This window comes from Spectribacter hydrogenoxidans (assembly GCF_031846275.1).
Classification (GTDB): domain Bacteria; phylum Pseudomonadota; class Gammaproteobacteria; order Nevskiales; family Salinisphaeraceae; genus Spectribacter; species Spectribacter hydrogenoxidans.
The window spans coordinates 71230-84904 of the sequence record NZ_JAVRIB010000004.1 but is presented as its reverse complement, the minus strand read 5'-3'; the positions used below and the strand labels follow the sequence as shown (position 1 = coordinate 84904).

At 65.4% G+C, this 13675-nt stretch carries 13 protein-coding genes; 11 read left to right on the top strand and 2 right to left on the bottom strand.

What is annotated here, in order from left to right; translation table 11 throughout:
* Window positions 1–87 precede the first annotated feature (87 nt).
* Window positions 88–2091, top strand: coding sequence for a thioredoxin domain-containing protein (locus RM532_RS04900; protein WP_311652049.1), 2004 nt, complete (start codon window positions 88–90; stop codon window positions 2089–2091).
* 468 nt (window positions 2092–2559) lie between these two features.
* Here RM532_RS04900 and RM532_RS04895 read toward each other — a convergent pair whose 3' ends face one another.
* Both RM532_RS04895 and crcB read right to left on the bottom strand, forming a co-directional pair.
* Entirely contained in the window at window positions 2560–3375 is an 816-nt protein-coding gene (locus RM532_RS04895) for a CPBP family intramembrane glutamic endopeptidase (protein WP_311652048.1), read from the bottom strand.
* A gap of 128 nt (window positions 3376–3503) precedes the next feature.
* Entirely contained in the window at window positions 3504–3866 is a 363-nt protein-coding gene (gene crcB / locus RM532_RS04890; RefSeq protein WP_311652047.1) for a fluoride efflux transporter CrcB, read from the bottom strand.
* A 688-nt stretch (window positions 3867–4554) separates the two neighbouring features.
* Between crcB and RM532_RS04885 the strand changes: the two genes are divergently transcribed.
* From RM532_RS04885 to RM532_RS04840, 10 genes are all read left to right on the top strand, one after another.
* On the top strand, window positions 4555–6207 hold the full coding sequence (locus tag RM532_RS04885) for a phosphoenolpyruvate carboxykinase (ATP) (RefSeq protein ID WP_311652046.1): 1653 nt from the start codon (window positions 4555–4557) through the stop codon (window positions 6205–6207).
* A 44-nt stretch (window positions 6208–6251) separates the two neighbouring features.
* Entirely contained in the window at window positions 6252–6440 is a 189-nt protein-coding gene (locus RM532_RS04880) for a type II toxin-antitoxin system HicA family toxin (protein ID WP_311652045.1), read from the top strand.
* A 9-nt stretch (window positions 6441–6449) separates the two neighbouring features.
* A complete protein-coding gene (locus tag RM532_RS04875; protein WP_311660447.1) occupies window positions 6450–6665 on the top strand; it encodes a type II toxin-antitoxin system HicB family antitoxin in 216 nt (71 codons plus the stop codon).
* Window positions 6666–6693: 28 nt separating this feature from the next.
* Window positions 6694–6909, top strand: a complete 216-nt coding sequence (locus RM532_RS04870) for a hypothetical protein (RefSeq protein ID WP_311652043.1) — start codon at window positions 6694–6696, stop codon at window positions 6907–6909.
* Between the two features lie 154 nt (window positions 6910–7063).
* Window positions 7064–7291 (top strand): PP0621 family protein, encoded by a 228-nt coding sequence (locus RM532_RS04865; protein ID WP_311652041.1) that lies wholly within the window; start codon window positions 7064–7066, stop codon window positions 7289–7291.
* A gap of 46 nt (window positions 7292–7337) precedes the next feature.
* Window positions 7338–8975 (top strand): sensor histidine kinase, encoded by a 1638-nt coding sequence (locus RM532_RS04860; protein ID WP_311652040.1) that lies wholly within the window; start codon window positions 7338–7340, stop codon window positions 8973–8975.
* Window positions 8972–10372: a sigma-54-dependent transcriptional regulator gene (locus RM532_RS04855; RefSeq protein ID WP_311652039.1), complete on the top strand. Its 1401-nt coding sequence runs from the start codon at window positions 8972–8974 to the stop codon at window positions 10370–10372. The genes RM532_RS04860 and RM532_RS04855 overlap by 4 nt, the downstream gene beginning before the upstream one ends.
* Before the next feature lie 234 nt (window positions 10373–10606).
* A complete protein-coding gene (locus RM532_RS04850) occupies window positions 10607–11029 on the top strand; it encodes a pilin (RefSeq protein ID WP_311652038.1) in 423 nt (140 codons plus the stop codon).
* Window positions 11030–11368: 339 nt separating this feature from the next.
* The gene (locus RM532_RS04845) at window positions 11369–12826 is read left to right on the top strand and encodes an O-antigen ligase family protein (RefSeq protein ID WP_311652037.1); all 1458 of its coding nucleotides are present in this window, start codon (window positions 11369–11371) and stop codon (window positions 12824–12826) included.
* A 2-nt stretch (window positions 12827–12828) separates the two neighbouring features.
* Complete coding sequence (locus RM532_RS04840) at window positions 12829–13668, top strand: transposase (RefSeq protein WP_311652036.1); 840 nt, start codon at window positions 12829–12831, stop codon at window positions 13666–13668.
* The last annotated feature ends 7 nt before the right edge of the window (window positions 13669–13675 follow it).

Sequence of the window (13675 nt, the reverse complement as noted above, 5' to 3'; positions counted from 1 at the left end):
ATGGACCACGGCCCGGCGCGGGGGTTCGGTTTCCGGCGGCGATGATGCCACCCTGTCCTTTCCGTTCCGGCATTCACGGGCGCCACCATGACCAATCGACTCACCGACCAGACCAGCCCCTACCTGCGCCAGCACGCCGACAACCCGGTGGACTGGTGGCCTTGGTGCGACGAGGCCCTGGCAACAGCCCGCGCCGAGGACAAGCCGGTGCTGCTGTCGGTGGGCTATTCCGCCTGCCACTGGTGCCACGTGATGGCTCATGAGTCGTTCGAGGATGACAGCATCGCCGCGCTGATGAACGCGCACTTCGTAAACATCAAGGTCGATCGCGAGGAACGGCCCGATCTGGACAAGATCTACCAGATGGCGCACCAGATACTCACCCAGCGGCCCGGCGGCTGGCCGCTGACCGTGGTGATCGACCCGCATACCCAGACCCCGTTCATGGCCGGCACCTATTTCCCGGCCACCGCCAGCCTGGGCATGCCCGGTTTCGCCGACGTGCTACGCCAGGTGGCCGACTGGTACGCCGGCAACAGCCACAAACTGGGCGACCAGAAACAGCAGCTGGACAAGATATTCGCCCGCCTGGACCCGGCGCCCGGCCAGCTACCCGACCGCAAGGCGCTGACCCGCGCCGGCAAGGAACTGGCGGCCAGCTTCGACCGCAAGTACGGCGGTTTCGGCAGCGCCCCGAAGTTCCCGCACCCCGGCAGCCTGGCGCTGGCCGAACGCCTGGGCCGGCGCGGCGACGAACGCGCGGCCCGCATGGCCAGCTTCAGCCTCGAACAGATGGCCGCGGGCGGCCTGTTCGACCACCTCGGCGGCGGCTTCTTCCGCTACAGCGTGGACGACCGCTGGGCGATTCCCCATTTCGAGAAGATGCTCTACGACAACGGCCCGCTGCTGGCTGCCTGCGCCCAACAGGGCCTGACCACTACCGCCCACGCCACCGCCGACTGGGTCCTGCGCGAGATGGCCGCGCCCGAGGGCGGCTTTTACAGCAGCCTGGATGCCGACAGCGACGGCCATGAAGGCGCCTTCTACGTCTGGTCGCAGGCAGCGGCCGAATCAGCACTTGGGGATGCCTACCCACTTTTCGGCGCCGCCTATGGCCTGGACCGGCCGCCCAACTTCGAAGGCCGCTGGCACCTGCAGCGCGCCGACGACGACGCAACCCTGGCCGAGCAGTTCGGCCTGGCGGTGGATACAGTGGCAGAGCGTCTGGCCGCGGCACGCCAGACGCTGTTCGAGCAGCGCGCCGCCCGCACCCGGCCCGACCGCGACGACAAGATCCTGACCAGCTGGAACGCCCTGATGATCGGCGGCCTGTTCACCGCCGCCGATGCGCTGGACCGCGCCGACTGCGCGACCGCCGCCGATGACGCCCTCGCCATGATCCGTCAGCATCTCTGGTGCGACGGCCGGCTGCTGGCCGTCCACGCCGGTGGTCGCAGCCACACCAGCGGCTTTCTCGACGACTACGCGTTCCTGCTGGACGCACTGCTCACCGCCCTGCGTACCCGGTGGCACAGCCCGGATCTCGCCTGGGCGACGGACATCGCCGACGCACTGCTGGCCCATTTCGCGGACGACGCCAACGGCGGGTTCTACTTCACCCCCGACGATCACGAGCCGCTGCTGCACCGCCCGCGCCCGTTCCAGGATGAATCCACCCCGGCCGGCAACGCCGTGGCCGCCCGCGCGCTGCTGCATCTGGGCTGGCTGATCGGCGAACCGCGGTATCTGACCGCTGCGGAACGGACCCTGGCTGCCGGCGCCACGCTGATGAACGACTACCCCATGGCGCACTCGAGCCTGCTGCTGGCACTGGACGAGTATCTGGACCCGCCGCCGGTGGTGATCCTGCGCGGCGGCGATCCGGATGGGGTGCGCACCTGGCGGCAGGCTGCGGCCAGAACCAACGCCCTCGCCACTGTCTACGTCATCGCCGCGGATGCCGCCGACCTGCCCGCAGGTGTGGCGGATAAGCCAGCGGAACCGGACGGCCCGGTGGCCTATGTCTGCCGGGGAACGGTCTGTGCACCGCCGGCCCGGTCGGTGGCTGAGCTGGAGGCGCGGCTTGGATGATGCGGGGTTGGCGGTGACGGGGCGTCGGCCGGCATGAGCAAAGCCCCGTCAGCGATTCAGCACAAGAATAAGGAAGATTCCGCCCCGCTAAAGCGGTCCGGGTAACTTTCTTGTGCAACAAGAAAGTTACCAAAGAAACGCTTCCGGCGGGCGAGTCCCGCCCCGAACGGGGTTCGGGGCGGGATGCCCCGTGCGCTTCGGTCGGCGAGGGGGTGTTTCGACGGCACGTCCATGTGCCGGCGAAAACCGCGCGCACTTTCCTGTGCGCGCCCCTACGGGCCGGGAACCTCGCCGCCCTGCAGTGCATACTTGTGGTTGGCGCGGCATCCCTGCCGCGCAAGGCCACTTTGGACATCCCTGTCCAAAGGGCTCGTCCCGACGGGAATCAAGAGGTGCCACATCCGGGTGTGGTTGCCTCTTCCTTCCCGTTAGCGCTTGCCGGCAACGAGCATCGCCCTTAATCCCGGTCTACGGCAAGAACGACCCCGGCCACTGCCCCTTCTGCCAAAGCGAAAACCCATCCATCGCCAGTGCAATACTCATGTGCACGAACGCCCCCGGCCAGATCGACCCCGCTCGCAGCGACAGAATGCCCAGCAGGATGCCGAAGGCCACCGCCCCGGCGGCCTCCGGCCAGGGCTTGGTGAAGTGGATCATCAGATACGGCAGGCTCATCAGGAAAATGGCTGACGCGCCGTAGACCCGTGCCAGCGCGTGCAGCAGAAAGCCCCTGAAGAAGAATTCCAGGCACACGAACTGCAGCAGATAGACGCATTCCCAGGCCAGCAGATCCAGCCAGCTGCGTCCGGCCAGCAAATAGAACGGATAGGTGTGCTGGAACTCGGTGGTGAAGCTCACCACAAAGGCGAAGCCCACGATCGGCGTGGCCAGCGCGGCCGCCCAGGGCAGATACCGGGTGGTGTCATGCCAGCCGATGCCGTAATCGGCCAGCCGGTGGCCCAGCACCCACCGGATCACCGCCAGCGGAATCAGCACATACCCGACCAGCAGCACGCCGGCCCACCAGACATTGCCCAGCAACTGGCCCCAGGTGCTACGCAACAGCCGGAGAGCCTCAAGCCGCCCGAGCCAGGCCTCGAGTACACCCTGGAACACCTCGTAGAACCGCAGGTAATTCATGCCCAGCAGACAGACCGCGACGGTCAGCAACACCGGCGCCAGGGCGCGCCAGTTGGCAATCTCGGCCGATCGCCAATCACGGTCGATCGCATCCAGGGCGGCCGCCAGCCGGCGGGGATGGAACCGGGCCATCCAGTCAGTCAATGCCGTATACCTCTCGGGGTGACGCGGCACCAACGTGCCGGATGGCGGATTGTTCTACCGAACGCGGGTGGTACCCGTATGACGGCAAGCGCAGACCACGCGGGTTGCAGCCGACCCGAAGTGCGGCTTCAACGGGCCAGCCCGTGACCGATAGCCACGCCGGCCAGACACAGCAGCACCGAAGCCACCACATAAGCCGCGGCCGGCAGCATCGCCCCCTCGCGGATCAGGGTCAGGGTTTGCAGGGAAAAGGCGGAAAACGTGGTGAAACCACCCAGCACACCCACCATCAGAAACAACCGCAGCGAATCATCAAGCCAGGCGTGTTCGGTCACCCCCGCTATCCAGCCGATCGCGGCGGAACCCAGCAGGTTCACCAGCAGCGTGCCCCAGGGAAACGCGCTGTCCAGACGCTGATCCACCAGTCCGACGCAGGTATAGCGGGCCACGCCGCCGAGGGCACTGCCCAGCGCCACCATCAACCAGTTCATGTGCTGTGCCCGCTCCGCCGAAACAATCGAAATCCCCACCAATATCGCGGATAACGCCCGAACCCCGTTCGATCATAGCAGCGGTTGGTTGCCTGCCGGGGGCACAAGCATTAGCCTTGCTGACTTTCCACGGTAGCGGCGGGTACGTCGCTGCCGTCTTTCGTTGCAGCTTACGCCTGATCTGCAGGGGATCGAGGGCCTGTTAACGCTACCGCCGATCGCCGCGTTGCTGTCCCAAAATGCGGCGAGGCAAGGCGCGAGGAGAGAAGTTTGGTCAGCCAAATGAACGACGAGCAACGCCGCATCGGCGCATTTTGGGCGCAACCCTCGCCCCGAGAGGCGGAGCGGGGCCCCGCCGCGCAGCGGTGGGGTGCGACCCTCAGCGGGGCGAACGAGTTCGCTGTCGCGGGGCTACTTCCGTCCGCCGGCGGTCGCATCCCGGCTATCGCCGGGAACCCTGCTCCTCGCCTCGAACGGAAAGGGACGCGGGCCATTTTCCCGCAATCCGGCGCTGCAAAGCCCGTCCGTGGGCTTTGCCCTTCGGGCCAGCCTCCGGCTGTCCAGAATGGTTCCGGACCATTCTGTGTCGCTCGCTCATGTAGTGACACTACACCGCACTCGCTCCGCCTTGTCTTGCGGAAAAATGGTCCGCGGCGCGGCGATCTCGATAGCGTTAACAGGCCCTAACATGGATTTTCGCGCCGAGCTACGGCAGCGGCTGGGGCTCGACACCGTCGAGTACCGGCACAATCTGTCCCGCCCGGAACTGTTCCGGGCCGCCCTGGACAATGATCGCGGCCGTATCCGCCCGGACGGCCCGGATGACGAACCGAAGGCCTGGGCCACCAAGCTCGGCGTGGACGGCCCGCTGGTGTTCTATTCCGACCCCTCCTGCACCGGCCGTCCGGTGGCCGACACCTTCGCCGTAGCCTGGCCCGAGGTGGAAGACAAGCTGTGGTGGAAGGCCGATCTGCAGCGCTTCAATCCCGATCACTTCGGCCGGCTGCTCGAACGCGTGGTGGCGCACCTGAACCGGCGGCAGTCGACGCTGTTCGTGCAGGACGTCACCTGCGGCTGGGATCCGGCTTACGCCGTGCCCTACCGCTTCGTCGGCGAGTACGCCACCCACGCGCTGTTCGCCCAGAACATGTTCGCCAGCGGCGTGGAAGGCGTGACCAACGCCGCCGACAAGCGCTGGACCATGCTCAACGTGCCCAGCTTCCATTGCGACCCGGACCGCGACGGCACCCTGAGCCAGCGCGCGGTCATCATGGACATCCGCAACCGCATCGGCCTGGTGCTGGGCCGGGCGGACTACTGCGGCATCGTCAAGAAGACCATGTTCACGGTGATGAACTACCTGCTGCCGGAGATCGACGAATTGTCGATGCACTGCTCCGCCAACGTGGGCGACCACGACGACGTGGCGGTGTTGTTCGGTCTGTCCGGCACCGGCAAGACCACGCTGTCGGCCGACCCGCGCCGCCAGTTGATCGGCGACGACGAGCACGCCTGGACCGCCGACGGCGTGTCCAACTTCGAGGGCGGCTGCTACGCCAAGCTGATCGACCTGGACAAGGAGGCCGAGCCGGTGATCGCCGCGGCCCTGTCCATGCCCGGCACGCTGATCGAAAACGTCCCGGCCCTGCCCGGCAAACCGCTGGCCGAAACCGACCCGCAGGAGCTGGACCTGACCGACGGCTCGATCACCGAGAACACGCGCTTTTCCTATCCGCTGGACGCTAACCCCAATGTTGCCGAGGGTGCGCGCGGCGGGCACCCGGAAACCATCGTGCTGCTGACCGCCGATGCCTTCGGGGTGCTGCCGCCGATCTCGCTGCTGGACGCCGAGGACGTGATGTATCACTTCGTGTCCGGCTTCACCGCCAAGCTGGCCGGCACCGAAGTCGGCGTCACCGAACCACAGGCGGCGTTCTCAGCCTGCTACGGCTCGCCGTTCATGGCGCGCAAGCCGCCGGTTTACGCCGACATCCTCGCTCGCAAGATGAAGAGCCACAAGGCCCGCTGCGTGCTGCTGAACACCGGCTGGTCGGGCGGGCCCTACGGCCAGGGCAAGCGCATCTCGATCAGGCACACGCGAGCGCTGCTCAACGCCGCGCTGGCCGGCGAACTGGATAACGTGGCAACCGATACCCACGACATCTTCGGCCTGCGCATGCCCCGCAGCTGCCCGGGCGTGCCGGCCGAAATCCTGGACCCCCGCCAAACCTGGGCCGACAAGGCCGCCTACGACGCCCAGGCCCGCGAACTGCGCGACATGTTCCGGCAGAACTTCACTGACAAGGGCTTCGATCAGCTCGGCATTCAGCCGGCGATGTAGCGCCTCCCATACGGCACCGTGGCCATTCGCAACACCCGCCACTCGTGAAGGTCAAAGAACTGATAAAACGTATCGAGGAAGATGGCTGGGAGCGGGTACGCATGAAGGGCAGTCATCGCCAGTTCAGATATCCGGTGAAGGGCGGGACCGTCACCATCGCCGGTAAACCGAGTGTTGATGTTCCGCCCGGCACCGCGAACAATGTCCTGAAGCAGGCAGGTCTCAAGCGTTAGGTGGCGGAAATGAAGTATATGGTTGTCATTGAAGAAGGCCCCACCAGCTGGGGAGCGTACGTCCCGGACCTACCCGGCTGCGTTGCCGCGGGGGAAAGTCGCGAAGAAGTATTGGCACTGATCCACGAAGCCATCGAATTCCATCTCGAGAGCGTCAGGCAAGAAGGCGAGCCGGTTCCGGTTCCGCATTCGAGCAGCGAGTTCATCGAAGTTACGGCGGCATGACTGAGGCGTTCATGCGCAGGCGATAGCAATGACGCAACGCAAGCAATTGAAATATATCCATGAAGGACAGTATGTCGCCGAAGTTTATGTAGAACTGATCGAAGACGAGACAGGTTGGTCTCCCTACCTCAGCCTTGAAGACGCCTATAAGCTTGACGATGTCAGGGACTCGCTTCGCCGCGGAAACCTGGAATCAGCGGCGAAACACGGACGCATTTACGAACTGCATCCAGTCGCCATTTGATAATCGCATGACAGCCCCTCGAGGCGCTGCCACGTGCGCGGCGGTGCTGCTCGCCGCCAATCCGGTGCGGGACGTTGCCGACAAAAGCCCGAGGTAGTGCCGGTGCGTTAAACTTCCGCGAAAACCGGTTCGACTGCCCCGGGAGACAAACACATTGCTGTTCCGACTGGTCATTCTCGTCGCGCTCGTGCTGGTGGGCTGGTATCTGTTCCGCAAGCTGACCGCGCCGACGCAGACACCGCCCGACAACAGCCGCAGCCGCGGCGAGTACCGCCCGATGGTGGCCTGCGAGCGCTGTGGCGTGCATGTGCCGGCGGATCAGGCCCTGACCCGTGGCGGCGCCAGCTACTGCTGCCGCGACCACCTACCCGACGACCGCTGAACCCGCGCCCATCCGCCGGCCCGGCAACGCGAACGACCCGTTCCGCGTGAGCACCAACCCAAGCACCATCACCCCGCCCTTCGTCGAGCAGGACTGGCGCGCCATGCGCGCGCTCAACCTCTACCGCTGGGTCGTGGCGGTGGGCGCGGCGGTGCTGTACCTGAACGACGGCACAGTCACCCTGTTCTCGGTGATGTGGCCGGAGCTGTTCGCCTTCGCCAGCGTCGCCTACCTGCTGCTGTGCATTCCGTCGGCAGTGGCCGCCTACCGGCGCTGGCCATCGCTGAATACCCAGGTCTATCTGCTGATCGGCACGGACATCGCGTTCGTGGTGGCCCTGGTGCTGGCCAGTGGCGGCGTGCGCGACGGCCTGGCGGTGCTGCTGATCGCCCCCCTCGCGGGCGCCAGCATGCTGGTACGACCGCGCATGGCGATGCTGTTCGCGGCGGTGGCCAGCCTGGCGCTGCTGGGCGAGGAAGGCTGGCGGTATCTGCGCTATGCCGACGACTCGGCGGCCTGGGTACAGACCGGCATCCTCGGGGCGCTGTTCTTCCTCACCGCGCTGACCGCCAGCACCCTCGCCCGTCAGGCCCGCGCCAACGCGGCGCTGGCAGCGGCCCGCAAGTCGGAACTGGACGATCTGTCGGCCCTGAACGAGCGCATCATCCAGCAGATGACCATCGGCCTGCTGGTGATCGACGAACGGCGCTGCGTGCGGCTGATCAACCGCGCCGGCCGCGACATGCTGGGCATCGACAACGGCGCCATCGGCCAGCGCCTGGCCAGCGCCATGCCCGCGCTGTCCTGGTCGCTGCAGGCCTGGCTGCTCTCGCCCGGCCGCACGTCCGACCCCGTCGGTGCCGGGGAACACAGCGTGATTCCCCACTTCAGCCGGCTGGGCACCGGCGAGCAGTCGCCGATACTGATTTTCCTGGAGGACGCCCGGCGGGTCAGCGAGGCCGCCCAGCAGATCAAGCTGGCCGCCCTGGGCCGGCTGACCGCCAGCATCGCTCACGAAATCCGCAATCCGCTGTCCGCCATCAACCACGCCGGCCAGCTGCTGGCCGAATCCGACCAGCTGGAACCGCCCGACCACAAGCTGCTGGACATCGTGCACCGGCACACCCAGCGCATCGACGCCATCGTGCAGAGCGTGCTGGGTCTGTCGCGCCGCGGCCAGGCCCTGCCGTCCCGGCTGGACCTCGACGAATGGCTGCCCCGCGCCGTCGGCGAGTACCAGCAAAGCCACGACACCCCGGCCGATATCCGCCTCGACACGCTGCCGGCCGGCCTGACCATCCAGGTGGATGCCAACCAGCTGCGCCAGATTCTCTACAATCTGCTGGACAATGCCGAGCGGCACGCCCGGCGCGACGATGCCCCGCTGATCATCCGCATCGGCGCCGGGCGCACCCCGGCCGGCGAAATCTGGCTGGACATCGCCGATAACGGCCCCGGCATGCCCGACCACGTGGCGGAACACCTGATGGAACCCTTCTTCACCACCGACAACGACGGCACCGGCCTGGGGCTGTACGTAACCCGGGAGCTGTGCGAAAGCAATTTCGCCCGCATCAGCGTGGCCCAGGTCCGCCCGGGCGCGCGCTTCCGCATCCTGTTCGCCCGGCCCGGGTCGCTGGAGCCGAGACTCTCGTCCACCTACCAGACCGAGGCCACCGGATGACAACCGGCAACGAACCCCGCCGGCGCGTACTGGTGGTCGATGACGAGGCCGACATCCGCGAACTGATCGAGATCACCCTCGGGCGCATGGGGCTGGACACCGTCGCCGCCGCCGACCTCGGCCAGGCCCGCACCGCCCTGGCCGATCAGCCGTTCGACCTGTGCCTGACCGACATGCGCCTGCCCGACGGCAACGGGCTCGACCTGATCCGCCACATCGAGGCCCGGCATCCGGCGCTGCCAGTGGCCGTGATCACCGCCTACGGCAATACCGAGGCGGCGGTGGAAAGCCTCAAGGCCGGCGCCTTCGATTTCGTATCCAAACCGGTGGACGTGCATCTGCTGCGGCGGCTGATCGACCAGGCGTTGAAAGTGGGTGAACCACCCACCGCCTCCCGGAACAATCACCGCGGCGGCGAATCGCCCCGTCTGCTGGGCGACACCCCCGCCATGCAGCGCCTGCGCCAGACCATCGCCAAGCTCGCCCGCAGCCAGGCGCCGGTGTACATCACCGGGGAATCCGGCACCGGCAAGGAACTGGTAGCCCGCACCATCCATACCCAGGGCCCGCGGGCGGCGATGCCGTTCGTGCCGGTGAACTGCGGAGCCATTCCCACCGAACTGATGGAATCGGAGTTCTTCGGGCACGTGAAGGGGGCCTTCACCGGCGCCGCCCGTGACAAGGACGGCCTGTTCGTGGCCGCCGAGGGCGGCACCCTGTTCCTGGACGAGATCGCCGACCTGCCGCGACACATGCAGGTCAAGCTGCTGCGGGCCATCCAGGAACGCGCCGTGCGGCCGGTCGGGGCCGAAAGCGAAGTCCCGGTGGACGTGCGCGTCATCTCCGCCACCCACCGCGACCTCGCCGATCTGGTCACCAGGGGCGAGTTCCGCGAGGATCTCTACTTCCGGCTGAACGTGATCGAAGTCCACGTGCCGCCGCTGCGCGAGCGCGAGGCCGACATCCCCGAACTGGCTGATTGCATTCTTGCCGGGCTGGCCCGGCATCTGGGCCTCGACCCGGCGCCGATGCTGTCCCCGACCGCCCGCGAGGCGCTGCAGAATTACCGCTTCCCCGGCAACGTGCGCGAACTGGAAAACATCCTGGAACGCGCCGTGACGCTATGCGAGGACGCCGAGATCGGCCCCGAGTACCTGCGCCTGCATTCCCCCCTGCACCGCTCGGCCGGCGTCGAACCCGAACCCGCCAACGCCCCCGACGGCGACGAGTCACCAGCGGCCGGCACCGCCCTGGGAAGCCAGTTGGAAGACGTGGAACGCCAGAGCATCCTCAAGGCCCTGGAAGCCACCCGCTACAACAAGACCCGCGCCGCCGAGAAACTCGGCATCAGCTTCCGGGCACTACGCTATCGGCTGAAGAAGCTGGGGATCGACTGATCACCCGGCGCCACCAGGCCGAAAACGGGCGACACAAACTGACGCAGCACGTCACATTATGACGTTTGCCGCCCGCCTACGACGTAGGAACTATCTGACGTGAAAAGAAAAACCCAGAATTGGCGGAATTCCGCCGGGCACCGTATTCAGGCACGGCCCTTGCTGACGATAACCCCGAAGACGTCAACAAACCTGGAACGTCTCGCTACGCTTCAACCATCGAAGGAGTTTTCAATGGTCAAGACCATGCACAAGCAACAGGGCTTCACGCTCATCGAACTGATGATCGTGGTTGCCATCATCGGCATTCTGGCTGCTATCGCCATTCCGGCCTACCAAGATTATGTGAAGCGATCGAAAGTCACGGAATTAGTGACGGCCGGCAGCGCCTGCAAAACTTCAGTGGCTGAATACTGGCAAACTAATGGAAATCTCCCGACAAATCTCGAAGAATCCGGATGCCGCAGCGCTACTAGCCAGTATGTAAGCTCCATCGGTGTATCGAATGGCATTATCAGTGTCACGTCGCAGAATATTCCCGATGCGAATGGAGATTACGTGCTAACACCTGACGTCTCAGGCGATACTATTGAATGGAGTTGCACAAACTCTACTATTTCTGACACGTATCTACCAGCTAATTGCCGAGGTAGCTAATTTATTAATCAAGAATCAGAAATTAGGGGCCCAATCGGGTCCCTTTTTTTGATAAAAAACCATAGAACAAGCGGAATTGCGGAATTAGAGACGGAGACGGGATCAGGGGAGACGGGGTCACAGGGGAGAGGGGTCAAGGGGAGAGGGGTCAGGTCTTGTCTTTAGGGGAGAGAGGGGAGAGGGGTCAAGGGGAGAGGGGTCAGGTCTTGTCTTTTGCCCCAAACTTGAGAGGGGAGAGGGGTCAGGTCTTGTCTTTTGCCCCAAACTTGGGAACGTGCAACACTTTAAAAGTTGAACAACTCTCGCACCGGCCCGTCACGCCACCCCGACACTGAATCCATGCCCGTCACCCACTCACAGGATGAGGCGCGTCCTCCATCCGGTCTCGCCTGGTCCGCGCGCCTAGTCTGGCGGCGGCTCGGGGCGTGTCATCCCATCCTGCTTTGCGGTGGTCTGCTGGTGGCGTTTCTCGCATTCCATATCCCGATACCGTTCACGGACAAGGCGTACGACGCCCATCGGGTAGCGATCTCGCTGGTCATGGCGCTGTTGCTGATGGGTGGATATCCTCGGCCCGCGCGCTGGATATTGATTGTGGTCACCTTTCTCACGGCATGGGGACTCGCGGCGCTGGTGCAATCGCCGCGGCCCGTCGAGGGCCTGGCAGTGCTGATGACGCATCTGGCCCTGCTGTTGGTGGGTTGGCGGACATTCGCATCGGCGCGAACAAACCCTTCGCTGGCCACCCGCAGCTGGCAAGCGGTGGCGGTAGTCGCTGCAGTGGTCTATGCCGTGCGAACCGGGGCGGCGATCGTGGCCGGCATGCATGCGGACCAGGTGTTGCTGCGGGAAGTGTTTTTCGGCTTTGCCAACGTGCGTCACTTCGCCCAGCTGACGCCGCTTTTGCTACCGGTGATTGCCAGTGCCGCCTGGCCGGCCGATGGGCAGGTGCATCGCGCCTGGAGACAGGCCGCCTGGGCCGCCCTGGTGGCATGGTGGATGCTAGTATGGCTGAACGGCAGCAGCGGCGCGTTCTACGCCATTTGGATCGGGCTCGCGATAACGGTGGCGATCGCCGGCTGGCGGCGGACGGGGTGGCTGGTCAAGACAACGGGGATCGCTTTCGTCGCGGCGCTGGCAATCATTTATCTACTGGATGCGATCACCCCCCTGCTGCGCGGCGTGCTGGAAAGTACTGCACCAGGCCTTAGCGGCCGCAGTTGGCTGTGGCCGCATGCGCTTTCACTGATCAACGCACAGCCGTGGCTGGGTTACGGGCCAGGGCAGTTTGCGTATCTGGTGCCGACGGGTCCGGGGCACCCACACAATCTGGTGTTGTCGTTCGCCCTGGACTACGGGTTGATCGGGCTGGCCCTGGTGGGGCTGCTGTTCTGGCGTTGGTTCTCGCCGCTGCGGCTGGCGCGAGAGGTACGCGCGTTGCCGGAGGTTCAAGCATGTTGGCCGGTAGCACTGATCGCGGCAGCATTCGGCGGCCTTGCCCACGCCACGGTCTCCGGGGTGACGGTGATGCCGCTGTCACAACTGGTTCTGGCGGTGACACTCGGACTGCTTGCCGGGAGTCGCCGGGCCTCGCCGGTGCCCGCTTCCGGTGGCGGCATGGTCATCCGCGCCGGCAGCACCGTCGTAGCGATCGTCCTTGTGGCCAGCATTGCCTTCTCGCTGCCGAGTAGCTGCGGTTACGAAAAAGCAGACGCCGCCTGCCGGTATTCACCAGCATTCTGGGGACAGTATCCATCCGGGGCGGGTGAACCGTTGTACGACGAAGGCACGAGATAGCCATGGCCCGACCACTGCGCTTGGAGTTTGCCAGCGCGCTGTACCACATTACCAGCCGTGGGGACCGACGAGAGGCCATCTACGAAGATGACCAGGACCGGATGCTGTTTCTGGACATTCTGGGCGAGGTGGTCGAACGGCTCGGCTGGCGATTGCATGCCTACTGCCTGATGGGCAATCACTACCACCTGATGGTGGAAACGCCGAGGGCGAACCTCGCCGCCGGCATGCGGCAGCTCAACGGGGTTTTCACGCAGAGTACGAATCGGCGGCACGGGCGCGTCGGTCATCTGTTCCAGGGGCGCTACAAGGCGATTCTGGTTGAGCGGGACGCCTACCTACTCGAATTGTCTCGCTACATCGTGCTCAATCCGGTGCGAGCCGGCATGGTGGCGCGACTTGCGGAATGGCCCTGGAGCAGTTACCGGGCCACGGCCGGGCTGGATTCCATACCGCCGTGGCTGACGGTTGACTGGCTGCTGGACGCATTCAGCGCCAACCGGTCAACCGCGCGGGCCAGCTACGCGGCGTTCGTGGGGGATGCAGCGGGAACGGGTTCGGTGTGGGCCGATCTGAAAAGCCAGGTATTTCTCGGGTCCGACGCGTTCGTGGCGGACATGAAAGAACGCATCGAGGATGCCGGCCAAGACAAGGAGATACCCAGACGCCAGTGGCTGCCCGAGGCCAAATCGCTAACGGAGATCGCGGCGGCGGCCGAGACCCGCGACGAGGCGATACGCATAGCGCATGCGAGTGGCCGCTACACGCTACGCGAGATCGGCGAGCACTTCGGATTGCATTATTCGCGGGTCAGTCGCATTGCCAGAAAGCGCGGGCCATGAATTCGAC

Excerpts from the sequence above, each read along its gene's own strand:
- RM532_RS04875 (WP_311660447.1), top strand. The coding sequence starts at position 6,450 with ATGAAGTATATGGTTGTCATTGAAGAAGGCCCCACCAGCTGGGGAGCG.
- RM532_RS04840 (WP_311652036.1), top strand. The coding sequence starts at position 12,829 with ATGGCCCGACCACTGCGCTTGGAGTTTGCCAGCGCGCTGTACCACATT.
- RM532_RS04870 (WP_311652043.1), top strand. The coding sequence starts at position 6,694 with ATGACGCAACGCAAGCAATTGAAATATATCCATGAAGGACAGTATGTC.
- RM532_RS04845 (WP_311652037.1), top strand. The coding sequence starts at position 11,369 with ATGCCCGTCACCCACTCACAGGATGAGGCGCGTCCTCCATCCGGTCTC.
- RM532_RS04855 (WP_311652039.1), top strand. The coding sequence starts at position 8,972 with ATGACAACCGGCAACGAACCCCGCCGGCGCGTACTGGTGGTCGATGAC.
- RM532_RS04850 (WP_311652038.1), top strand. The coding sequence starts at position 10,607 with ATGGTCAAGACCATGCACAAGCAACAGGGCTTCACGCTCATCGAACTG.
- crcB (WP_311652047.1), bottom strand. The coding sequence starts at position 3,866 with ATGAACTGGTTGATGGTGGCGCTGGGCAGTGCCCTCGGCGGCGTGGCC.
- RM532_RS04885 (WP_311652046.1), top strand. The coding sequence starts at position 4,555 with ATGGATTTTCGCGCCGAGCTACGGCAGCGGCTGGGGCTCGACACCGTC.
- RM532_RS04900 (WP_311652049.1), top strand. The coding sequence starts at position 88 with ATGACCAATCGACTCACCGACCAGACCAGCCCCTACCTGCGCCAGCAC.